Below are 25,566 nucleotides of genomic sequence, written 5' to 3' on the forward strand. Positions count from 1 at the left end.
CCGGGTCACGAGTCGGAGCCTTCCAGGGCCATCCGGACCAGGCCGGCGACGTCGAGTTCGCGGATCTGGGTCTCGGGTGCGGGCGACGTGACCGGGACGGCGGGTGCCACGGCCGGCGTGCCGGCACTCGTACGGGCCAGCTGGAGCAGCTGGTCGAGCAGGCCCGCCTGCCGCAGCTCGTCGAGCGGGATCGCGGCGAGGGCCCGGCGCACCGACTCCTCGTCGCCGCCGTCGCCGTCGTCCCCCTCGCCGTCTGCGAAGAGCTGCTCGTACAGGTGGCCGGCCAGGCCGTCCGGGGTGGGGTAGTCGAAGACGACGGTGGTGGGCAGGTCGTGCCCGGTCGCCGCGGTGAGCAGGTTGCGCAGTTCCACGGCCGTGAGCGAGTCGAAGCCGAGGTCCAGGAAGCCCCGGTCGGTCTCGATCGCGTCGGCGGAGGGGTGGCCGAGCACCTTCGCCGCGTCGACCCGCACCATCTCCAGCAGTGCGGCCCGCCGCTCGTCGTCGGGCAGCGCCCGCAGCCCGGCGAGCAGATCCCGGGAGCCGGGCGCGACCGCGTCCGGCGCCTCGGCGGGGGTGGCGGCCAGTCCGCGTACGGCCGGCAGGTCGGCCAGCAGCGGACTGGGCCGCAGCGAGGTGAACAGCGGCTGGAAGGTGGCCCAGTCGACATCGGCGACTGTGACGCAGCTGTCGCCGGCCGCCAGGGCGTGCCGCAGCCCGGCCATCGCCACACCGGGTGGCATCACCTGCAGGCCACGGCGACGCAGTTGCTCCGCCGCACCCTCGGTGTACATGCCCGACTCGGTCCACGGTCCCCAGGCGATGGAGGTGGCCGCCAGGCCCCGGCCGCGTCGCCGCTCGGCGAGCGCGTCCAGGTAGGCGTTACCGGCCGCGTACGCGCCCTGTCCGCCGCTGCCCCACACCGCCGAGATGGACGAGAAGAGCACGAACACGTCCAGTTCGGCGTCGCCGAGCAGCTCGTCGAGGTGTTCGGCGCCGCTGACCTTCGGGGCGATGACGTACGCCAGGTCCTCCAGGGTGGTGTCGGCCAGCGGCACCACCTCGCTGACCCCCGCGGCGTGCACCACCGCGCGCAGCGGCGGCCCCTCCCGCCGGAGATCGGCCAGGAGGTCGGCCACGGCGGCGCGGTCGGCGGCGTCGCAGCGGACCACCCGGCAGTCCACGCCGAGCCCGGCCAGCTCGGAGAGCAGCTCGGCGGCGCCCGGGGTGTCGGTCCCCCGCCGGCTGGTCAGCACCACCCGTTGCGCGCCCTCGGCGGCCACCCAGCGGGCCACGTGCCCACCGAGCGCGCCGGCGCCTCCGGTGATCAGCACCGTGCCCCGGGGCTGCCACGGCGTGAGCTCCCCGTCGGTGGTGGCCGGTACGAGCCGCCGCACCAGCACCCCGGACTCGCGGACTGCGAGCTGGTCCTCCACGCCGCCGCCGGTGAGGATGCCGCCGAGACGCATCGCCGTCCACGGCTCCAGGTCGGTGGGCAGGTCGACCAGCCCGGCCCAGCGGGCGGGCTGCTCCAGCGCGGCCACCCGGCCCAGGCCCCACAGCATCGCCTGCCGCGCGTTGGCCGGGGCGTCGCCGTCGCCGAGGCCGACGGCGCCCTGGGTGACGCACCAGAGCCGGACCGAGGCGTCGAGGTCGACGAGCTGCTGGAGCAGGTGCACGGTCGCGGCGAGGCCGCGCGGCAGCGCCGGGTGCTCGGCGTGCGGGGCGTCGTCCAGGCCGAGGAAGGACAGGATCGACAGCGGCCCGTCGCCCGCGCCGAGCGCCTCGGTGAGCACGTCGGCGAACCCGCCGCACAGCTCCTCGGAGTCGGCGGCGGTGTCCACGGGCACGATGCTCACCTCGGCGCCCAGGGCCCAGGTGCAGGAGTGCAGGTCGGGGTCGTCCGCCCGGTCGGCGGGCAGCAGCACCAGCCACCGGCCGGGGTCCTGCTCCTGCGGGGTCTCCGCGATGGGCTCCCAGACCACCCGGTAACGGGTGCCGTCGACCAGCGCCTGCTCCCGGCCGCGCCGGCGCCACGCCGACAGGGCGGGCAGCACGGTGCCGAAGGGCTGGTCGCGGTGCACGTCGAGGTCGCGGGCCAGCGACTCGAGGTCCTCGGCCTCGACCGCGGCCCAGAAGCGGCGCTCGACCTCGGTGGCCTCGTCGGCGGCCACGAGGGCGGCCCAGGGCGGCGGCTCCGGCCAGTAGCGCTGCCGGTCGAACGCGTAGGTGGGCAGCTCGACCCGCTGGGCGCCGGTGCCGGCGTAGAGGACGGACCAGTCCGGGGAGACGCCGTGGGTGTGCAGCGCGGCGAGCGCGCGCAGCAGGGTGGTCGGCTCGGCGCGGTCCCGGCGCAGGGCGGGCACCACCAGTGGGGCCCGGCCGCCGGCCGGGGCCTCGGCCAGGACGGCCTGGGCGAGGGCGGTGAGCACCCCGTCCGGGCCGATCTCGACGTAGCCGGTGACGTTGCGCTCGCGCAGTGCCACGACGGCGTCGGCGAAGCGCACCGCCTCGCGGGCGTGGCGCACCCAGTAGTCGGGCGTGCCGATCTCCGCCGCGTCGACCGGCGCGCCGGTGACGGTGGAGACCATCGGGATGCTCGGAGCCGCGTACCGCAGCCGTCCGGCGACGGCGGCGAGGTCGTCGAGCACCGGATTCATCAGCGGACTGTGGAACGCGTGGCTGACCGTCAGGCGCCGGACCCGGACGCCCCGGCCGGCCCACTCGGAGGCCAGTTCCTCGACGGCGTCGCCGGCCCCGGACACCACGACGGCGGAGGGGCCGTTGACGGCGGCGACGGAGACCCGGTCGGCCCGCTCGCCGAGCGTGGCGGTCACCTCGGCCTCGGTGGCGGCGACGGCGAGCATCGCCCCGCCGGCCGGTAGCGCCTGCATCAGCCGGCCCCGGGCGGCGACCAGCTCGGCGGCGTCGGCCAGGGAGAGCACGCCTGCGGCGTGGGCGGCGGCGATCTCGCCGATCGAGTGCCCGGCGACGGCGTCGGGACGGACCCCCCACGCCTCGAACAGCCGGAACAGCGCCACCTCCACGGCGAACAACGCCGGCTGGGTGAATTCGGTGCGGTCCAGCGCCTCGGCCTCGGGCGTGCCGGGCTCGGCGAAGAGCAGTGGCTTGAGCGGGCGGGGCAGGTGCGCTTCGAGGGCGGCGCAGGCCTCGTCCAGGGCGGCGGCGAAGACGGGGAACGCCTCGGCCAGCTCGCGACCCATCCCGGCCCGCTGGGCGCCCTGCCCCGAGAACAGGTACGCCACCTTCGGCCGGGGCACCGCCACGCCGGTGACCACCAGCGGCGCGTCCTTGCCGGTGCCGAGGGCGCGCAGCCCGGCATCCAGCGCGATCCGGTCGGTGGCCAGCACGACGGCCCGGTGCTCCAGGGCGGCCCGGGCGACGGCCGACGACCAGCCGACGTCGACCGTACGTGGCGCCTCCAGCCCGGTGAGCTGCTCGGACCAGCGCTGCGCCTGGGCGGCCAGCGCGGACGCCGAACGGCCCGACAGCAGCACCGGCACCACCGGCAGCCGCGCCGGGTCACCCGTCGGCTGCTCGGCTTCGACCGGCTCCGGGGCCTGCTCCAGGATGGTGTGCGCGTTGGTGCCGCTGATGCCGAACGAGGAGACGGCGGCGCGGCGCGGGTGGTCGGTGACCGGCCAGGGGCGGCCCTCGCCGAGCAGCTCGACCGCGCCGACGCTCCAGTCCACCTGGTCGGTCGGCTCGTCGACGTGCAGGGTCTGCGGCAGGTAGCCGTGCCGCAGCGCCAGCACCATCTTGATGATCCCGGCGACACCGGCGGCGGCCTGGGTGTGACCGATGTTCGACTTGATCGAGCCGAGCCAGAGCGGCTGCTCGGCGGGCCGCTCCCGGCCGTACGTGGCGAGCAGGGCCTGCGCCTCGATCGGGTCGCCGAGCTTCGTGCCGGTGCCGTGCGCCTCGACGGCGTCCACGTCGGCCGGGGCGAGGCCGGCGTTGGCGAGCGCCTGCCGGATCACCCGCTGCTGCGACGGGCCGTTCGGGGCGGTGAGGCCGTTGGAAGCGCCGTCCTGGTTGACGGCGCTGCCCCGGATGACCGCGAGCACCGGGTGACCGTTGCGGCGGGCGTCGGAGAGCCGCTCGACGAGCAGCAGGCCGAGGCCCTCGCCCCAGCCGGTGCCGTCGGCGGCGGAGGCGAACGCCTTGACCCGGCTGTCCGGGGCGAGGCCCCGCTGCCGGCTGAAGCCGACGAACACCCCCGGGGTGGACATGACGGTGACGCCGCCGACCAGGGCGAGGGAGCACTCCGAGCGGCGCAGCGCCTGGCAGGCCCAGTGCAGCGCGACCAGCGACGACGAGCAGGCGGTGTCCACCGAGACGGCGGGCCCCTCCAGCCCGAGGGTGTACGACACCCGGCCCGAGAGGACGCTGCCGGCATTGCCGGTCATCAGGTGCCCCTCGGCGCCCTCGGCGCTGAACATCAGGTTGCGGTAGTCCTGGTAGTTGGTGCCGACGAAGACGCCGGTGGCGCTGCCGCGCAGCGTGTGCGGGTCGATCCCGGCCCGCTCGATCGCCTCCCAGGACGCCTCCAGCAGCAGTCGCTGCTGCGGGTCCATGGCGAGGGCCTCGCGGGGGCTGATGCCGAAGAAGCCGGCGTCGAAGTCGGTGGCGCCGGTGACGAAGCCACCCTCCCGGGCGTAGCTGGTGCCCTCCTTGTCCGGGTCGGAGTCGAAGAGCCGGTCCAGGTCCCAGCCCCGGTCGGTGGGGAACTCCCCGATGGCGTCGCCGCCGGCGGCGAGGAGCTGCCACAGCTGCTCCGGGGTGTCCGCCCCACCGGGCAGGCGGCAGCTCATCGCCACGATGGCGATCGGGTCGTCGTCCTCGGCCGCGGTGGCCGGGGCGGGGGTGGACACGTCGGGCACGATCCCGGTGAGCAGTTCGCCGAGGTGCGCGGCGAGCACCGTCGGGTTCGGATAGTCGAAGGCGAGCGTCGCGGGCAGCCGCAGGTCGGTGGCGGCGGCCAAGAAGTTGCGCATGTCGACTGCCGTCAGCGAATCCAGGCCGAGGTCGCGGAAGGGCTGGGTGGCCGGGATGTCGTCGGCGGCCCCGTAGCCGAGGGCCGTCGCCGCGCACTGCCGCACCAGCTCCAGCAGTGTCGCGGCGCGCTCCCCCGGCGCGAGCGCGGCGAGCCGCCGGGCGAGGGCCGACGGTACGTCCGTCTCCTCCTCGGCGCCCTCCTGCCCGGCCGGCTGCGTCGCCTCCTGGGCCTCGGCGAGGTCGCCGATCAGCGGGCTGGGCCGCACCAGGGTGAACGCGGGGGCGAAACGGGCCCAGTCGATGTCGGCGACGACTGTGGTGGGCTCGTCGCGGCGCAGCGCCCGGGCGAGGGCCTCGACGGCCAGTTCCGGGTCCATGCCGATCATGCCGCCCCGGCGCAGCCGCTCCTGGGCGCGTTCGTTCTCGGCTGGCAGGCCGGCTCCGCGCCAGGCACCCCAGGCCACCGAGAGGGCGGGCAGTCCCTCGGCCCGGCGCCGCTCGGCGAGGGCGTCGAGGAAGGCGTTGGCCGCCCCGTACGCGCCCTGCCCGGCGTTGCCGGTGGTGCCGGCCACCGAGGAGAAGAGCACGAAGGCGTCCAGGTCGAGGTCGCGGGTCAGCTCGTCCAGGTGCAGCGCGGCGACGCACTTCGACGCGGCGACTGTGTGCAGGCGCTGCGCGGTGACGGTGTCGACGATGCCGTCGTCGAGGACGGCGGCGGTGTGCAGCACGGCGCTCAGCGGGGCGTCGGCGGGGACGGCGGCGAGCAGATCGGCCACCTGTGCCCGGTCGGCGACGTCGCAGCGGGCCACTGTGACCCGTACGCCGAGGTCGGTCAGCTCCGCCTCCAGCTCGGCGGCGCCCGGGGCGTCCGGGCCGCGCCGGCTGGCCAGCAGGACGTGCGCGGCGCCGGAGCGGCCCGCCCAGCGGGCCAGATGCCCGCCCAGTCCGCCGGTGCCACCGGTGATCAACACGGTGCCGCGCATCCGCCAGGTGTCGTCCGCGTCGCCGGAGGCGGCCGGCTCGGGTTCGGTGATCCGGGTGAGGCGGCGGACGAAGACGCCGGAGGCGCGGACGGCGAGCTGGTCCTCGCCCCGGCCGGACTGCTCCGCGCCGTCGTCGCCGAAGGCGTCTTCGCCACCGCTGGCGCCGAGCGCCGCGCAGAGCAGCGCGCCGGCCTGCGCGTCGAGCACGTCGGGCAGGTCGAGCAGGCCGCCCCAGCGGGCGGGGTGTTCCAGGGCGACGGCGCGGCCGAGCCCCCAGACGGAGGCGGCGGCGGGGCGTGGCGCCGGGTCGTCGGCGCAGGCCACGACGGCTCCCCGGGTGGCGCACCACAGCGGCGCCTCGACGCCGAGCAGCCCGAGCGCCTGCACCAGCAGGGCGGTGCCCGAGACGGCCAGCGAGGTGGCCGGGTGCTCCGGGTGCGCCCGCTCGTCCAGGCCCAGCAGCGAGAGCACGGCGACGGGTCCGCCGGGGCCGGCGAGCGCGGCGCTGAGCCGCTCGGCCAGCGCCGCCGGGTCGCCGGTGGCGTCCAGCTCCACCGGGACGACGTCCGCGCCGAAGTTGCCGAGGGCCGACAGCACGTCGGTGACCAGCGGGTCGTCTTCCGGCGCCGCGGGCACCGGCACGAGCCAGGTGCCGGCGAGCCAGGTCAGCGGCAGGTCGGGCAGGGCTCGCCAGGTGACCCGGTAGCGCCAGCGGTCGATGTCCGGGGCGGCGTCGGCCGCGGCGAGGAAGAGCGGCGGCGCGGGCCAGTACCGGTGGTGGTCGAAGGCGTAGGTGGGCAGGTCGACGGTCGCCGCGGCCGGGAGCACCGTCGTCAGGTCGACGGGCAGGCCGACGGTGTACGCGGTGGCCAGGTTGGTCAGCAACCGGGTCACGTCGTCGTCACCACGACGCAGACTACCGATGGTGTGCCCACTCACACCGGCGTCGTCAAGAATCGCAGTCACCGGCATCGCCAGCACCGGATGCGGACTGATCTCGACGAACGTGGTGTACCCGGCGGCCACAGCCGTCCGCACGGCCGCGTCGAAGAGCACAGTCTGCCGCAGATTGTCGTACCAGTAGTCAGCGGTCATGGTGAGCGGGTCAGCCCACTCGCCCGTGAGGGTGGAGACCAGCCGGGTATGACCGGCCCGCGGACTGACACCGGCCAGATCCGCGCGAAGCTGCTCGGCGACCTCCTGCACCGCGGGTGAATGCGACGCGTAGTCCACCGGGATCAACCGGGCACGGACACCCTCGGCCCGGCACGCCTGCACAAGGCCGGCGACACGCTCCGGCGGACCGGACACCACGACGGTGGACGGACCGTTGACCGCCGCGACCCCGACACCCGCAAACGCGGGCAGCCGCTCGGCCACCGCGTCGACCGGCAGGTCCACCGACGCCATCGTCCCCGTACCACGCAGCACGGCCAGAGCACGCGAACGCAGCGCCACCGTCCTCGCCGCATCCTCCAGACTCAGAATGCCCGCCACACACGCCGCACCGATCTCACCCTGCGAATGGCCGATCACCACCTCCGGCACCACACCCGCCGCGCGCCACACAGCCGCCAGAGCGACACCGACGGCCCACAGCACCGGCTGCACGACCTCGACCCGCTCCAGCCACGACTCGTCCTCACCCGTGAGCACCGACACGAGATCCACATCGAGATACGGCGCCAAAGCCCGCCGGCACTCGGCCAAACACTCGTCGAACACCGGCACACGACCCACCAGGCCCGCCGCCATCCGCACCGACTGCGCACCCTGACCCGGAAACACGAAAACCGGACCCGCACCCGGACCCGACGCCGCCCCCGCGACCACATTCCCCGCCGGCTCACCGGCAGCGAAAGCGTCCAGCCCAGCGAGCAGCCCCTCAGCAGACGACCCGACGGCGACCACCCGATGATCGAACGCCGACCGGGTGGTCGCCAACGACCACCCCACCGCCACCGGATCGACCTCACCCCGCTCACGCACGTGCCCCGCGAGCCGGACAACCTGCCCAGCCAACGCAGCCCTCGACCGCGCCGACACCGGCCAGACAACCACATCCGAAGCGACCAGACCGGACCCGGACACGGACTCGACAACACCCGGCTCAACCGGCTCGGTCGGCTGCTCGATGATCACGTGGGCGTTGGTGCCGGAGATGCCGAACGAGGAGACGGCACCCCGGCGTACCCGGCCCGTCTCGGGCCACGGGCGTGCCTCCGTGGCCAGTTCCACCGCGCCGGCCGCCCAGTCGACGTGCGGAGACGGCGCGTCGACGTGCAGCGTCGCCGGCACGAGGCCGTGCCGGATGGCGAGCACCAGCTTGATCACGCCGGCCACGCCCGCGGCGGCCTGGGCATGGCCGATGTTCGACTTCACCGAGCCGAGCAGCAGTGGCGGGGCCTCGCCACGGTCCTGCCCGTACGTGGCGATGAGCGCCTGCGCCTCGATCGGGTCGCCCAGCTTGGTGCCGGTGCCGTGCGCCTCCACGACGTCGACGTCGGCGGTGGAGAGCCGGGCGGAGGTGAGGGCCTGGCTGATGACCCGCTGCTGCGCCGGCCCGTTGGGCGCGGTCAGCCCGTTCGACGCGCCGTCCTGGTTGACGGCCGTGCCGCGTACCACCGCCAGGACACGGTGGCCGTTGCGGCGGGCGTCCGACAGCCGCTCGACCAGCAGCCAGCCGACCCCCTCGGAGAACCCGGCGCCGTCCGCGGCGGCGGCGAACGACCGGCACCGCCCGTCGGTGGAGAGTGCGCGCTGCCGGCTGGATCCGATGTAGAGGCCCGGAGTGGCCATCACCGTCACCCCGCCGGCCAGCGCCAGGTCGCACTCCCTCGCCCGCAGCGCCTGCACGGCGAGGTGCAGCGCCACCAGAGACGACGAGCAGGCCGTGTCGATGGAGACGGCCGGTCCTTCGAGCCCGAGGGCGTACGACACCCGGCCCGACGCGACGGCCGCCGCGCCCCCGGTCATCGAGTGCCCCTCGTCGCCGTCGGGCGACATCATCAGCAGGGTGCCGTAGTCCTGCCCGTTGGTGCCGACGAACACCCCGGTCCGGCTGCCGCGCAGCGAGGCGGGATCGATACCGGCGGCCTCTACCGCCTCCCAGGAGGTCTCCAGCAGCAGCCGCTGCTGGGGGTCCATGGTCAGCGCCTCGCGGGGCGAGATGCCGAAGAAGGCGGAGTCGAAGTCGCCGGCCCCGTCGACGAACCCGCCCTCCCGGGCGTACGAGGTGCCCGGGTGGTCGGGGTCGGGGTGGTAGAGGCGCTCCAGATCCCAGCCCCGGTCGTCGGGGAAGGGCGCGACGGCGTCCCGGCCCTCCCGCAACAGCTCCCACAGGTCGTCGGGGTTGCGCACCCCGCCCGGCAACCGGCAGCTCATCGCCACGATCGCCACCGGCTCCAGTTCCTGGGACTGGGCCTCGCTGAGTCGGCGGCGGGTGTCGTGGAGATCAGCCATGACCCGCTTGAGGTAATCGCGGAGCTTGTCTTCATTGGCCATCGGAGTGCCGCTTCCTCGAAAGAGACGGGAGAGAGCTGGAGCTGGGGTCAGGAGATGCCGAGGTCCTTGTCCACCATCGCGAACAGTTCGTCGTCGGTGGCGTCGTCGAGATGCCGGCCGATGTCGGCGCCGCCGCTGTCCTGGCCGAGCCGGGAGAGCATCGCCTGCAGGCGTACGGTGGCCCGCACCCGGGCCGCCTCGTCCCGCGCGACCACGTCGAGGCCCTCGGCGATCCGGTCCAGATCGTCGAGGAGCGCGTTCGGGGTGACCACGTCGTCATGGGCGACCTCGGCGTAGAGGTACTCCGCCAGGGTCGTCGGGGTCGGGTAGTCGAAGACCAGGGTGACCGGGAGGGCCACGGCGGTGGCCGAGCCGAGCCGGTTACGCAGCTCGACGGCGGTGACGGAGTCGAAGCCCAGCTCCCGGAACGCCCGATGCTCGTCCACCGACTCGGCGGACGGGTAGTTGAGCACGGCGGCGACCTGGCTACGGACCAGGCCGAGCAGCACGGCGAACCGCTCGGTGGCGGGCAGCCCGGCGAGCCGGTCCCGCAACGACTCCGGGCCGTCGCCGACCTCCACACTGGCCACCGCCTCGGCGGCGGCGAGCCGCCGGACGTCCGGCAGGTCGCTGATCAGCGGACCGGGCCGGGTGGCGGTGAACGCGACGGAGAACCGTTCCCAGGCGATGTCGGCGATGGTGAGGAACGCCTCGCCGTGGTCCACGGCCTGGTGCAGCGCGGTGATCGCCGCCTCCGGGGTCATCTCGGGTACACCGTGGCGGTGCAGCAGATCGCCGAGCGGCCCGTCGGCCATACCGCCGCCGGCCCACGCCCCCCAGGCGACGGAGGTGGCGGTGAGGCCGAGGCCGCGACGGTGCTGGGCGAGCGCGTCGAGGAACGCGTTGCTCGGGGCGTAGTTGCCGACGCCGGAGCTGGCCACGCTGCCGGCGAAGGACGAGAACATGACGAACGCGGACAGCTCGTGGTCGAGGGTCAGCTCGTGCAGGTTGTACGCGACGTCGACCTTGGCCTGCAGCACCCGTTCGATCTGCTCGGGCCGGATGTCGTTGATCATGGCGTCGTCGAGGACGGCGGAGGCGTGCACGACCACGGTGAGCGGGTACTCGGCGGGGATCTGGTCGATCAGCTCGGCCAGGGCTTCGCGGTCGGAGGCGTCGCACTCGGCCACGACGGCCTGGGCGCCCAGCGCGGTGAGGTCGTCGACGAGCTGTTGCGCACCGGGTGCGGCCATGCCCCGGCGGCTGACGACGACGATGTTCTCCACACCGCTGCGGGCCAGCCAGCGGGCGGCGTGCCCACCGAGCGCGCCGGTGCCGCCGGTGACGAGCGCCGTGCCGTACGGCTGCCACGGGTTGGCGGGCTGGCTGTCGCCGAGCGGGACGCGGGTGAGCCGGCGGGCGAGCAGGCCAGTCGGCCGTACCGCGATCTGGTCCTCGTCCCCGGCGGTGGTGAGGGCCGCGACGAGCAGGTCGGCGCAGCGGTCCTCGACGGCCTCGGGCAGGTCCACGAGTCCGCCCCAGCGCTGCGGGTGCTCCAGCGCGGCGACCCGGCCGAAGCCCCAGACCAGCGACTGCACCGGGGAGCGCAGCAGGTCGGCCATACCGACGGACGCGGCGCCGGAGGTGACGCTCCACATCGGCGCGCGCAGGCCGATGTCGCCGAGGGCCTGGAAGAGCGCGACGGTGGCGGCGAAGCCGCCGGGCACGGAGGGGTGCAGCGGGTGGGCCAGTTCGTCGAAGGCGAGCAGCGAGACCACGCCGGTGACCTCGGCGGTGGCGTCGCCGCCCGGTGCGGCGGCCAGCGCCTCCCGCAGCAGCTTGCCGAACTGGTCGCGGTCGACGTCGGGCGTGGAGACGGCCACCGGGACGAGGGTCGCGCCGGCCGCCGCGAACGCCTCGACGCAGGCGTCCTGCCATGGCTCGATGATGTCGCCGGTCGGCAGGACCACGACCCAGGTGCCGTCCATGCCCCGGTTGGCGACGCCGGTCAGCGGCTTCCAGGTGTCCTGGTAGCGCCAGCTGTCGATGTCGGCCTGCCGGCGCCGCTGCCGGCGCCAGGAGGCGAGCATCGGCAGGGCCGGCAGCAGCGCGTCGAGGACCTCGTGTGCCGGGGTCTCCTCGGTGGCGATGGTCTCGGCGAGGGCCGTGACGTCCCCGCTCTCGACGGCGGCCCAGAAGCCCGCGTCGCCCGGGTCGCCGCTCATGCCCGACAGCAGGCTCTCCAGGTCGGGCCCGCCGCTGCCGTCGAGCCAGTACCGGTGGTGGTCGAAGGCGTAGGTGGGCAGGTCGACGGTCGCCGCGGCCGGGAGCACCGTCGTCAGGTCGACGGGCAGGCCGACGGTGTACGCGGTGGCCAGGTTGGTCAGCAACCGGGTCACGTCGTCGTCACCACGACGCAGACTACCGATGGTGTGCCCACTCACACCGGCGTCGTCGAGAATCGCGGTCACCGGCATCGCCAGCACCGGATGCGGACTGATCTCGACGAACGTGGTGTACCCGGCAGCCACAGCCGTCCGCACGGCCGCGTCGAAGAGCACAGTCTGCCGCAGATTGTCGTACCAGTAGTCAGCGGTCATCACCGCCGGGTCGACCCAGTCCCCGGTGAGAGTGGACACGAGCCGGGTATGACCGGCCCGCGGACTGACACCGGCCAGATCCGCGCGAAGCTGCTCGGCCACCTGCTGCACGGCCTCGGAGTGCGACGCGTAGTCCACGGGGATCAGCCGGGCGCGGACGCCCTGCGCCTGGCACGCCTGCACGAGGTCGGCCACGGGCTGCGGCGGACCGGACACCACGACGGTGGACGGCCCGTTGACGGCCGCGACACCGACACCCGGGAACTCCCCCAGGCGCTCGGCAACCGCGTCGGCCGACAGGTCGATCGACGCCATCGTCCCGGTCCCCCGCAGCACCGTCAGCGCCCGCGACCGCAACGCCACTGCCCTCGCAGCGTCCTCCAGGCTCAGGATCCCGGCGACACAGGCCGCGCCGATCTCGCCCTGCGAGTGACCGATCACCGCGTCCGGGACGACGCCCGCCGCGCGCCACACGGCCGCCAGGGCGATGCCGACGGCCCACAGCACGGGCTGCACGACCTCGACCCGCTCCAGCCACGACTCGTCATCACCGGTCAACACCGCGATGAGGTCCACGTCGAGGTACGGCGCCAGGGCCCGCTGGCACTCGGCCAGCTTCGCGTCGAACACCGGCGTACGACCGACGAGCCCGGCCGCCATCCGCGCCGACTGCGCCCCCTGACCCGGGAACACGAAGACGGGACCTGCGCCGGCGCTGGTGACCGTACCGGTGACGAGGTTCCCTGCCGGCTGGCCGGCGGCGAGGGCGTCCAGCCCGGCCAGCAGATCGTCGGCGGTCGACCCGACGACGGCGGCACGGTGGTCGAACGTCGAGCGGGTGGTGGCCAGCGACCAGCCGACCGCCGCCGGATCGATCTCGCCGCGCCTGCGCAGGAAGTCCGCGAGCCGGGCCGCCTGCCCGCCCAGGGCGGTCCTCGACCGGGCCGACACCGGCCAGAGGGTCACGTCCGAGGCGACCAGGTCCGGCCGGCGCGCGGGCTCGACGGCGCCGGTCCCGTCCGCCTGCTCGCCGTCGACGGTCGCCGCCTCGGCGACGCGCGGGCGGTACTCCTCGAGGATGACGTGGGCGTTGGTGCCGCTGACCCCGAAGGAGGAGACGCCGCCGCGGCGGGGGCGGTCCAGCTCCGGCCACGGCTTGGACTCGGTGAGCAGGGAGACCGCCCCGGCCGTCCAGTCCACGTGCGGGGACGGCTCGTCGATGTGCAGGGTCTCCGGCATGACGCCGTTGCGCAGCGCCATCACCATCTTGACCAGACCTGCGACGCCGGCGGCGCTCTGGGTGTGGCCGATGTTCGACTTCACCGAGCCCAGCCACAGCGGCCGGTCCGCCGGGCGGTCCTGCCCGTACGTGGCGATGAGCGCCTGCGCCTCGATCGGGTCGCCGAGGGTGGTGCCGGTGCCGTGCGCCTCGACCATGTCGACGTCGGCGGTGGAGAGCCGGGCGTTGGCGAGGGCCTGGCGGATGACCCGCTGCTGGGAGGGGCCGTTGGGGGCGGTGAGCCCGTTGGAGGCGCCGTCCTGGTTGAGGGCGCTGCCCCGGATCACGGCGAGGACCGGGTGGCCGTTGCGTTCGGCGTCGGCCAGCCGCTCCACGACGAGCACGCCGCCGCCCTCGCCCCAGCCGGTGCCGTCCGCGCCGGCCGCGAAGGCCCTGCACCGGCCGTCGACGGACATGCCGCGCTGCCGGGAGAAGACGACGAACACACCGGGGGTGACCATGACGGTGACGCCACCGGCGATGGCCAGGTCGCACTCGCCGCGGCGCAGCGCGTTCACGGCGAGGTGCAGGGCCACCAGCGAGGAGGAGCAGGCGGTGTCCACGGTGACGGCCGGGCCGTTGAGGCCGAGGGTGAACGAGATCCGGCCGGACGCGACGCTTGTGGTGTTGCCGGTGCCGATGTACATGTCGACGCCCTCGGGCACGTGCGGCAGACCCATGCCGTAGTTCGAGGTGCTCAGCCCGACGAAGACACCGGTGGAGCTGCCGCGCAGCGACAGCGGGTCGATGCCGGCCCGCTCGACGGCCTCCCAGGACGTCTCCAGCAACAACCGCTGCTGCGGGTCCATGGCGAGGGCCTCACGCGGGGAGATGCCGAAGAGGGACGGGTCGAAGTCGCCGGCACCGTCGAGGAACCCACCGATGCGGGTGTAGCTCTTACCCGGCTTGTTGGGATCGGGGTCGTAGAGCGCCTCCAGGTCCCACCCCCGGTCGTCGGGGAACTCGGTGAGCGCGTCCCGGCCGTCGGCGACGAGCTCCCACAGGTCCTCCGGCGACCGGACGCCACCGGGGAAGCGGCAGCTCATGGAGACGATGGCCAGCGGCTCCTGATCCCGGGCCTCGACGGTCTGCAGCTTGCGCTTGGTGTCGTGCAGGTCTGCGGTCACCCGCTTGAGGAAGTACCGCAGCTTGTCGTCGCTCATCGGGTGGCCCCTGCCTCGATCCGAAGGTTGGTCATCTCAGGAGATTCCAAACTCTTTGCTGATGAAGTCGAAGATCTCGTCGTCGCTGGCCGAGTCGAGGTCTGGCCGGTCCGGTTCGACGGAGGGCCCGGCCGCAAGGTCGGACGCCTTGGCGAGCAGGTCCTGCATCCGGGCGGTGAACCGGGCGCGGGCCGCCGGGTCGAGCGGGATGGCGGTGAGCAGGCTCTCCACCGTGTCGATGCCCTGGAAGAGCGGTTGGGTGGAGGGCGCCGCGTCGGCGGCGATCTCGCTTGTCAGCTTCTCGGCGAGCGCCGTCGGCGTCGGGTAGTCGAAGACGAGCGTCGCCGGCAGCCGCAGGCCGGACAGGTTGTTGAGCCGGTTGCGCAGGTCGACGGCGGTGAGTGAGTCGAAGCCCAGGTCGGTGAAGAGCCGGTTCGGGTCGACCGCGTCAGGGCCGGCGTGGCCGAGGACGGCGGCGATGTTCGCCCGTACCACGTCGAGCACCACCTTGAGCCGCTCCGGGGCGGCCAGTCCGGCGAGCCGCTGGCCGAGTTGGACCCCGCCGGAGCGGGCACCGGTGGCGTCCACGGAGCGCCGCAGCGGCACCCGGACCAGGGCCCGGAGGATGGGCGCGAGGGTGCCGCCCTCCGCCTGCCCGCGCAGCGTCCCGACGTCCAGGCGCATCGGCAGGACGGCCGCCGCGTCGAGCCGCCACGCGGCGTCGAAGAGATTCAGCGCCTGCTCGGTGGCCAGGCCGACGGCGCCCTGCTCGGCCATCCGTCGCACGTCGTCGTCGCCGAGGTGACCCGTCATGCCGCTGGCCTGCTCCCACAGGCCCCAGGCGAGCGAGTTGCCGGCGAGCCCACGTGCCCGGCGGTGCGCCGCGAGGGCGTCGAGGAAGGCGTTCGACGCCGCGTAGTTGGACTGGCCGGCGCTGCCCAGCGTGGCCGCCGCCGAGGAGAACAGGACGAAGGCCGCGAGGTTCGCGTCGGCCGTGAGGCGGTGCAGGTGCCAGGCGGCGTCGATCTTCGGCACGGCGACCGCGTCCACCCGGTCGGGGGTCATCGACTCCAGCACGCCGTCGTCGAGGACGCCGGCGGCGTGCACCACGGCGGTGAGCGGGTGCGCCGCAGGCACCCCGGCCAGCAGCGCCGACAGGGCCTCGGGGTCGGCGGCGTCGCAGGCCACGACGGCCACCTCCGTACCGGTGCCGGCGAGTTCGGTGACCAGGTCGCCGATCCCCTCGGCCGCCGCGCCGCGCCGCCCGGCCAGCAGCAGGTGCCGTACGCCGTGGCTGGTGGCGAGGTGGCGGGCCAGGATGCGGCCCAGCACGCCGGTGCCGCCGGTGATCAGCACGGTGCCGGCCGGGTCGATCCCGCCGGGCAGCGGCTCGACGGCGGCCGGAACCCGGCCGAGCCGTGGCGTGCGGACCTGCCCGTCGCGCACGGCGAGCTGCGGCTCGCCGGAGGCGATGGCGGCGGCCACCGCGGCGGCGCTGTCCGGGGCGTCGTCGAGGTCGACGAGCTGGCACCGGCCCGGGTGTTCGAGCTGGGCGGTGCGCAGCAGGCCCCAGACGGGGGCCTGGCGCAGGTTCACCGGCTTTTGCTCCCCTGCCGCGACCGCGTTCCGGGTGACGAGCACCAGCCGCGAGTCGGCGAACCGGTCGTCGGCGAGCCAGGTCCGCAACGCGGCGAGCGTACGGTGCGTGGTGGCCCGCGCCTGTGCGGCAAGCTCCGGGTCCGTCGGGTCCCCGGCGTCGCCGACCGGGACGATCACCGCCTCGGGCGTCGGCTCACCCCCGGCGAGCAGGTCGCCCAGCGAGTCGAGCCCGACGTCGGTACGCACCCGGGCACCGGCCGCCTCGCAGGCGGCGCTGAGCGCCAGGTCGTCGCCGAGCGCCACCCAGCGGGTGGCCGCCGGCACGGGGCCGGTTGGCACCGGCAGCACCGGCCAGTCCACCTGGAACAGCGACTCGTGCCGGCCGGAGCGGGCCGCGCCGAGGGAGTCCCCGGAGACGCGGCGCATGATCAGCGAGTCGACGTGCAGCACCGGGGCGCCGGTGGCGTCGGCCACCTGGAAGGAGACGCCGACCTCGCCGGCCGCGGCGACGCGTACGCGCAGGGCGGTGGCCCCGGCGGCGAGCAGGGAGACCCCGGTCCAGGCGAACGGCAGACGGGGCACGCTGGCGTCGGCGCCGTCGCCCATCCGGCCGAGGAAGCCGCCGATCGACATGGCCTGCAGCGCGCCGTCCAGCAGTGCCGGGTGCACGCCGAAGCGGCCGGCCGTGGCGTGGTGGTCGGCGGGCAGCTCGACCTCGGCGAAGACCTCGTCGTCGCGGGTCCACGCGGCGCGCAGGCCACGGAACGCCGGTCCGTAGCCGAAGACGGTCGCCTCGATACCGGAGTAGAAGTCGTCGGACTCGACGCGTGTCGCGCCGGGCGGCGGCCAGACCCCTAGGTCGAAGGCGGGCGCGGCGTCGGCCGGCTGCGGGCCGAGCAGACCGGTGGCGTGGCAGGTCCAGGCGACGTCGGCGAGGATCTCGTCCGAGCCGTCCCGGTAGGGCCGGGAGTAGAGCTGGACGGTACGCCGCCCGTCGTCGTCCCGGTCGCCGACCGTCAGCTGCACCTGGAGCGCGCCGAGTTCGGGCAGGACGAGCGGGGCGAGCAGGGTCAGCTCCTCCACCGTCGGGCAGCCGGCCTGCTCACCGGCGTACGTGGCCAGTTCGACGAAGGCGGTGCCGGGCAGCAGGATGTTGTCCATCACCCGGTGCTCGCCGAGCCACGGGTGGGTACGCACCGACAGCCGCCCGGTGAAGACCATCCGCTCGCTGTCGGGGAAGGTCAGCGCGGCGCTGAGCAGCGGGTGCCCGGCGTCCTGGAGGCCGGCGGAGGCGACGTCCTGCGCCCGGTGCACCGGCGGCTCGACCCAGTACCGCTGGTGGTCGAAGGCGTACGTGGGCAGTGCGACGGTGTCGGTCTCGGCGAGTACGGCCGTCAGGTCGACGGGCAGACCGATCGTGTGCGCGGTGGCGAGGTTCGTCAGCAGCCGCGTCGCGTCGTCGTCACCGCGGCGCAGACTGCCCAGCGTGTGCCCGCTCACGCCGGCGTCGTCCAGGATCGCCGTGACCGGCATCGCCAACACCGGGTGCGGAGAGATCTCCACGAACGTGGTGTGCCCGGCGGCGACAGCCACCCGCACCGCCGCGTCGAACTGCACCGTCTGCCGCAGGTTCTCATACCAGTAGTCCGCCGTCATCGACGCCGGGTCCACCCAGTCCCCGGTGAGCGTCGACACGAGGCGGGTGTGGCCCGGCTGCGGCGTCACGTCGGCCAGGTCGGCGCGCAACTGCTCGGCGACGTCCTGCACGGCCGCCGAATGCGACGCGTAGTCGACCGGGATCAAGCGGGCCCGAACGCCGTCGGCCTGGCACGCCTCCACGAGGTCGGCGACCGGCTGCGGCGGACCCGAGACCACGACGGTGGACGGGCCGTTGACCGCCGCGACACCGACGCCCGGGAACGCCGGCAGCCGCTCGGCCACCGACTCCGCCGACAGGTCGACCGACGCCATCGTGCCGGTGCCCCGCAGCACCGTCAGCGCCCGCGACCGCAGGGCCACGGCCTTCGCCGCATCCTCGATGCTGAGGATCCCGGCCACACACGCGGCCCCGATCTCACCCTGCGAATGACCGATCACCGCAGCCGGGGTGACCCCGGCGTACTGCCACACCGCCGCCAGAGCCACACCGACGGCCCACAGCACCGGCTGCACCACCTCGACCCGCTCCAGCCACGACTCGTCCTCGCCGGTCAACACCGACACGAGATCGACATCGAGGTACGGGGCCAGGGCCCGCTGACACTCCGCCAGACGCGCGTCGAACACTGGCGTACGACCGACGAGACCGGCAGCCATCCGCGCCGACTGCGCGCCCTGGCCCGGGAACACGAACACCGGGCCCGCGCCGTGGGACGTGGTGGTGTCGGCGACGACGTTGCCGGCCGGCGTCCCGGACGCCACCGCGTCCAGCCCCGCCAGCAACTCCTCCGTGCCCGACCCGACGACAGCGGCACGGTGACCGAACGCCGACCGGGTCGTAGCCAGGGACCAGCCCACCGCCGCCGCGTCGATGTCGCCGCGCTCACGCACGTACTCCGCGAGACGGGCCGCCTGGCCGGCCAGGGCGCCCTTCGACCGTCCCGACAGCGGCCACAGCACCGCGTCGGAGGCCACGAGCCCGGGGCCGGGCTCGGCCGGTGCCACGGACAGTTCGTCGGCCTGCTCGATGATGACGTGGGCGTTGGTGCCGGAGATGCCGAACGACGACACCGCCGCCCGGCGCGGCCGGTCCACCGCCGGCCAGGGCCGCGACTGCGTCGCCAGCTCCACCGCACCGGAGGTCCAGTCGATGTGCGGGGACGGCTCGTCCACGTGCAGCGTCGCCGGGACGAGGCCGTGCCGGATGGCCTGCACCATCTTGATCACGCCGGCCACACCGGCGGCGGCCTGGGCGTGGCCGATGTTCGACTTGATCGAGCCGAGCAGCAGGGGCCGGTCGGCGGGCCGCTCCCGCCCGTACGTGGCGAGCAGGGCCTGCGCCTCGATCGGGTCGCCGAGGGTGGTGCCCGTGCCGTGCGCCTCGACCACGTCGACGTCGGCCGTGGTGAGGCGGGCCGACGCCAGCGCCTGCCGGATCACCCGCTGCTGCGAGGGGCCGTTCGGGGCGGTCAGCCCGTTGGAGGCGCCGTCGGAGTTGATCGCCGAGCCGCGCACCACCGCGTAGACGGTGCGGCCCTGCCGGCGGGCGTCGGAGAGCCGCTGCACGAGCAGCATGCCGACGCCCTCGGACCAGCCGGTGCCGTCGGCGGACGCGGCGAACGACTTGCACCGGCCGTCGGCGGCCAGGCCGCGCTGCCGGGAGAACTCGACGAAGGCGGTCGGGGTGGCCATCACCATGACACCGCCGGCGAGGGCCATGTCGCACTCGCCGCGCCGCAGCGCCTGGCCGGCCCAGTGCAGCGCCACCAGCGACGACGAGCAGGCCGTGTCCAGCGACACCGCCGGCCCCTCCAGCCCGAACGTGTAGGCGACCCGGCCGGAGATGACGCTGCTGGTCATCCCGGTCAGCATGTAGCCCTCGGCGGCCTCCGGCGAGTACGCGAGCAGCGAGCCGTAGTCCTGGCCGCTGGTGCCGACGAAGACGCCGGTGCTGCTGCCCCGTACGTCGGTGGGGTCGATGCCGGCGGACTCGAAGGACTCCCAGGTGGTCTCCAGCAGCAGTCGCTGCTGCGGGTCCATGGCCAGGGCCTCGCGGGGCGAGATGCCGAAGAAGTTGGGGTCGAACCTGTCGACGCCGCTGAGGAAGCCGCCGCCGCGGGCGTAGAAGGTGCCGGGGGCGTCGGGGTCGGGGCTGTAGAGGCTGTCGAGGTCCCAGCCACGGTCGGTGGGCAGGTCGCTGATCGCGTCCACGCCGTCGACCACCAGCCGCCACAGGTCGTCGGGCGACCACACGCCGCCGGGCAGCCGGCAGGCCATGCCGATGATCGCGAGGGGCTCGTCGTCGCCGACCGACACGGCGGTCGTCGTGGGTCGCACGGGAACCGGGGTGCCGGCGATCTCCGTACCCAGGAAGGCCGCCAGGTCGTGCGGGGTCGGGTAGTCGAAGACGAGGGTGGCCGGCAGCCGCATCCCGAAGGCGTTGTTGAGCCGGTTGCGCATCTCGACGGCGGTGAGCGAGTCGAAGCCGAACTCGCTGAACGCCCGGCGCGGCTCGATGGCCGCCGGGTCGGGGTAGCCGAGCACGGCGGCGGCCTGGCCCCGGACGATCTCGACCAGCGCGGCGGCCCGCTCGGCGTCGCCGAGCCCGGCGAGCTGCTGCACCAGCGACGCGCCGGTGCTGGCCGCGGCGGCGCGGGCGGGCGTGCGGATCAGCGCCCGGTACAGCGGCGGGATGGTCCCGCCGGCGAACTGCACCTTCATCGCGGCGAGATCCAGCCGGGCCGGGACGAGCGCGGCGTCGGTGGTGCGGCAGGCCGCGTCGAAGAGGGCGAGCCCCTCCTCGGCCTCCATGGCGGCGACGCCGGAGCGGGAGATCCGGTTGAGGTGGACGTCGTCCAGCTCGGTGGTCATGCCGCTGCGGTCGGCCCAGAGGCCCCAGGCGAGGGTGAGGGCGGCGAGGCCGCGCGCCTTGCGGTGCTGGGCCAGCCCGTCGAGGAACGCGTTGGCGGCGGCGTAGTTGCCCTGGCCCGGGCCACCGGCGGTGGCGGCCAGCGAGGAGTACGAGACGAACGCCTTCAGTTCGAGGTCGGCGGTCAGCTCGTGCAGGTGCCAGGCGGCGTCGACCTTGGGCCGCAGCACGCCGTCCATCCGCTCGGGGGTGAGCGAGGAGATGACGCCGTCGTCACGGACGCCGGCGGCGTGGATGACTGCGGTCAGCGGGTGCTCCGCCGGGATGCCGGCCAGCAGCTCGGCCACGGCGCCACGGTCGGCGACGTCGCAGGCGGCGACGGTGACGCGCACGCCGAGCGCCTCCAACTCGGCGCAGAGCTCCGCGACACCCTCGGCGGCGCGGCCGCGCCGGCTGGTGAGGATCAGGCGCCGGACGCCGTACGTGCTGACCAGGTGCCGGCTCATCAGCCGGCCGAGGGTGCCGGTGGCGCCGGTGATCAGGACGGTGCCGTCGGAGTCGAACGGGGCTGCCGGCGGTTCGGTCGGGGCGGCGCCCCGGGTGAGCCGGGCGCCGGCGGCGACGCCCGCGCGGATCACGACCTGCGGCTCGTCGGTCGCGACGGCCGGGACGAGCGCGGCGGCGCAGCCGGCCACGTCGTCGACGTCCACCAGCACGAACCGGTCGGGGTTCTCCGACTGGGCGGAGCGCAGCAGGCCGATCACGGCGGCGCCGGCCAGGTCCGTCAGGTCGGTGTCCCGGTCGGTGGCGACCGCGCCCGAGGTCAGCACCACCAGTCGGGACACCGCGTAGCGCTCCTCGGCGAGGAACTGCTGGAGCACGGCGAGCACCCGGTGGGTCGCCTCGGCGACGGCGCGCGGCACGTCCGCCGACGCGGGCGGGTCGAGCAACGGCAGGACCAGCACGCCGGGCGCGTCCGTCCCGCCGTCCATCGCCGTGGCCAGGGCCGCCAGGTCGGGGTACGCCGCCACGGCCGTGCCGGTGGCGGCGACCGCGTCGGTGAGCGCCGCGGCGTCGCCGAGCACCGCCCAGTCGACCGTGGACGGGCCGGCGGGAAGCGCGAGCGGGGCCCACTCGACCCGGAACAGCGACTCGGTGCCGCCGCCGGAGGCGGTGCGGAGCTGGTCGGCGGAGACCGGCCGCAGGACGAGGGAGCCGACGGAGATGACCGGCGCGCCGGTGACGTCGGTGAGCAGCAGCGAGATGCTGTCGGGGCCGGTGTGCGAGACCCGGACGCGGGCCGCCGCGGCCCCGGCGCCGTGCAGGGCGACGTCGTTCCAGGAGAACGGCAGGCGGCCGAATCCGGGGGGCATGCCCGCCCCGGAGGGCTCCCCGGCCGGCGTGGTCAGGCCGAGGGTGTGCAGCGCCGCGTCGAGCAGGGCCGGGTGCAGGCCGTACCCGGCGGCCTCGGCGGCGGGGGCCTCGGGCAGCGCCAGCTCGGCGAAGAGGTCGTCGCCGCGCCGCCAGGCGGAGCGCAGGGCGATGAACGACGGGCCGTAGTCGTAACCCTGGGCGGCGAGGTTCAGGTAGAGGTCGTCGGTGCCGACCTCGGTCGCGCCCGGCGGCGGCCAGGTGGTCAGGTCGGACCAGCCGGCGGGACCGCTCGGCACGGCCGGGCCGCTGGCCAGCACGCCGCTGGCGTTGCGGGTCCAGGCCCGCTCACCCGTGCCCTCGGTCGGCTCGCCGTCCTGCGCGGAGTGCAGCGACACGGAACGGCACCCGGTCTCGTCCGCCGGGCCGATCCAGAGCTGGATGTCCACGCCCCCGGTCTCCGGCAGGATCAGCGGCGACTCCAGGGTCAGTTCGCGGACGTGGTCCGCGCCGACGTGCCCACCCGCCTGGAGGGCGAGTTCGACGAAACCCGTGCCCGGCAGCAGCACGGTGTCGAAGACGACGTGGTCGCAGATCCACGGGTGGGTACGCCGGGCCAGCCGGCCGGTGAAGAGGAAGCCCTCGGCGTGCGCGACGCCGACGGCGGCTCCGAGCAGGGGGTGTTGCGCGGGGCGCAGGCCGACCGCGGTGACGTCGCCGGTCCACCCGGCGCCCGCCTCGGGCCAGTAGCGCTGGTGCTGGAAGGCGTACGTGGGCAGGTCCACCCGCCGGGCGCCGGTCTCGGCGAACCACTGCCGCCAGTCGACCGCAACCCCGTGCACGTGCAGCTCCGCCAGCCCGGCCAGCAGCCCGTGCACCTCGGGCCGGTCCTTGCGCTGCGCGGCGACGGCCAGCACGGCGTCGTCGGCGGGCAGGATCTCGCCGACCATCGCGGTCAGGACGCTGCGCGGCCCGACCTCCAGGAACGTGTCCGCCCCGGCGGCGCGCAGCGCGGTGACCCCGTCGGCGAAGCGGACGGCCTCGCGGACGTGGCGCACCCAGTAGTCGGCCGTACGGATCTCGTCGGCGTCGGCCAGCGCACCGGTCACGTTCGACACCACCGGCAGCGACGGCGCGGAGAACGTCAACCCGTCGAGGACGGCGCGGAACTCGGCGAGCATCGGCTCCATCAGCGGACTGTGGAACGCGTGGCTGACGGTCAGCCGGCGCGTACGCACGCCCCGCTCACGCCAGACCCGCTCCACCTCGTCGAGGGCGTCGACGGCACCGGAGACCACGACCGAGGTCGGCCCGTTGACGGCCGCGATCCCGACCCGGTCGGTCGAGCCGGCGATCGACTCGACCACCGCCACCTCGTCGGCGGCCACCGCGAGCATGCCGCCACCGGCCGGCAGGGCCTGCATCAGCCGGCCCCGCGCCGCCACCAGCGCACACGCGTCGGCCAGCGACAGCACCCCCGCCACGTACGCGGCCGTCACCTCACCGATCGAGTGACCGCCCACGAACTCCGGCGCGATGCCGAGCGACTCGACGAGGCGGAACAGCGCCACCTCGACGGCGAACAGGCCCGCCTGCGTGAACACCGTCTGGTCCAGCAGAGCCGCCTCGGCGGAACCCTCCAGCGCGAACAGCACCTCCCGCAGCGGACGCGGCAGCAGCGCGTCCAGGTACACGCACACCTCGTCCAGCGTGGCGGCGAACACCGGGAAGCCCACGTACAGCTCCCGGCCCATGCCGGCGCGCTGCGCGCCCTGGCCGGAGAAGAGCACCGCGAGCGAGCCCCGGCCGCCGGCCTGCCCGGCGACGACCGCGCCGGACGGCTGACCGGCGGCGAGGGCGCGCAGCCCGGCCAGCAGGTCCTCGCGGCCGGTCGCGTGGACCACGGCGCGGTGGTCCAGGGTGGACCGGGAGGTGACCGACGAGAAGGCCACATCCAGGGGGCGCAGGGTCTCGTCGGCGGCGATCCGGGCCGCCCAGCGGGCCGCCTGCGCGGCGAGGCCGGCAGCGTCCCGGGCCGACACCGGCACCGGTACGACCGGCCGCTCGACCACCGGCGCGGTGGCCGACGGGGCCGGCTGCGGTGCCGGGGCCTGCTCCAGGATGGTGTGCGCGTTGGTGCCGGACACCCCGAACGAGGAGACCGCCGAGCGGCGCGGCCGGTCCACCGCCGGCCACGGCGTCGCCTCGGTCACCAGCGAGACGTCGCCGGCCGACCAGTCGACCTCGGGCGTCGGCTCGTCGACGTGCAGGGTGGGCGGTACGACGCCGTGCCGCATCGCCATGACCATCTTGATGACGCCGGCCACCCCGGCGGCCGCCTGCGCATGGCCGATGTTCGACTTGACCGAGCCGAGCAGCAGCGGCGCGGAGTCCCCCCGCTCCTGTCCGTACGTGGCCAGCAGCGCCTGCGCCTCGATCGGGTCGCCGAGACGGGTGCCGGTGCCGTGCGCCTCCACCACGTCCACGCCGCCGGCGGCGAGGCCGGCGTTGGCCAGGGCCTGCTGGATCACCCGCTGCTGCGACGGTCCGTTCGGGGCGCTCAGCCCGTTGGAGGCGCCGTCCTGGTTCACCGCGCTGCCCCGTACCACGGCGAGGATGGGGTGACCGTTGCGCTGCGCGTCCGAGAGCCGTTCCAGCACCAGGACGCCGACGCCCTCGGACCAGCCGGTCCCGTCGGCGGCGGCGGCGAACGCCTTGCACCGGCCGTCGGCGGCGAGGCCGCGCTGCCGGGAGAACTCGACGAAGGCGGCCGGGGTGCACATGGCGGTGACGCCGGCGACGATGGCCAGGGTGCACTCCTGCTGCCGCAGCGCCTGGCCCGCGAGGTGCAGGGCGACCAGGGAGGACGAGCAGGCGGTGTCGATGGTGACGGCCGGCCCCTCCAACCCGAAGGTGTACGCGATCCGGCCGGAGACCACGCTGCCGGCGTTGCCGGTCATCAGGTGCCCCTCGAGGCCCTGCGCGGCACCCATCAGCACGGTGCCGTAGTCCTGGCCGGTGCTGCCGGCGAAGACGCCAGTGCGGCTGCCGCGCAGCGAGTGCGGGTCGATGCCGGCCCGCTCCAGTGCCTCCCACGAGGTCTCCAGCAGCCAGCGCTGCTGCGGGTCCATCGCCAGCGCCTCCCGGGGGGAGATCGCGAAGAAGCCCGGGTCGAAGTCGGCCAGGTCGTGGACGAAGCCACCCTGCCGCGTGTACGACGTACCGGCCTGCTCGGGGTCGCTGTCGTAGAGCGACCCGACGTCCCAGCCGCGGTCGGTCGGGAAGTCGGAGACCACGTCCCGGCCGGACGCGACCACCTCCCACAGGTCCTCGGGCGAGCGCACCCCGCCCGGGAAGCGGCAGCTCATGGAGACGATGGCGACCGGTTCCTGTTCACCGGCTTCCACCTCGCGCAGGCGCTGGCGCACCTGGTGCAGGTCAGCGGTGACCCGCTTGAGGTAGTCGAGAAGCTTCGCCTCGTCAGCCATGGACCGCGCACTCCTTGTGTTGACCCGTCGTCGCA

3 protein-coding genes are annotated in these 25,566 nt (G+C 74.8%); all 3 read right to left on the reverse strand.

Annotated elements, in window-relative coordinates; translation table 11 throughout:
* Positions 1 to 5: 5 nt before the first annotated feature.
* A complete protein-coding gene (locus ML5_RS29285; protein ID WP_013477270.1) occupies positions 6 to 9,503 on the reverse strand; it encodes a type I polyketide synthase in 9,498 nt (3,165 codons plus the stop codon).
* Positions 9,504 to 9,550: 47 nt separating this feature from the next.
* Positions 9,551 to 14,509 (reverse strand): type I polyketide synthase, encoded by a 4,959-nt coding sequence (locus ML5_RS29290; RefSeq protein WP_369752328.1) that lies wholly within the window; start codon positions 14,507 to 14,509, stop codon positions 9,551 to 9,553.
* 72 nt (positions 14,510 to 14,581) lie between these two features.
* Entirely contained in the window at positions 14,582 to 25,531 is a 10,950-nt protein-coding gene (locus ML5_RS29295) for a type I polyketide synthase (RefSeq protein ID WP_013477272.1), read from the reverse strand.
* Positions 25,532 to 25,566 lie beyond the last annotated feature (35 nt).

Source organism: Micromonospora sp. L5 (assembly GCF_000177655.2).
GTDB classification, from domain to species: Bacteria; Actinomycetota; Actinomycetes; order Mycobacteriales; family Micromonosporaceae; genus Micromonospora; species Micromonospora aurantiaca.

Bases quoted from the DNA above. Each gene is read 5' to 3' on its own strand.
- ML5_RS29295 (WP_013477272.1), bottom strand. From the start codon at position 25,531: ATGGCTGACGAGGCGAAGCTTCTCGACTACCTCAAGCGGGTCACCGCT.
- ML5_RS29285 (WP_013477270.1), bottom strand. From the start codon at position 9,503: ATGGCCAATGAAGACAAGCTCCGCGATTACCTCAAGCGGGTCATGGCT.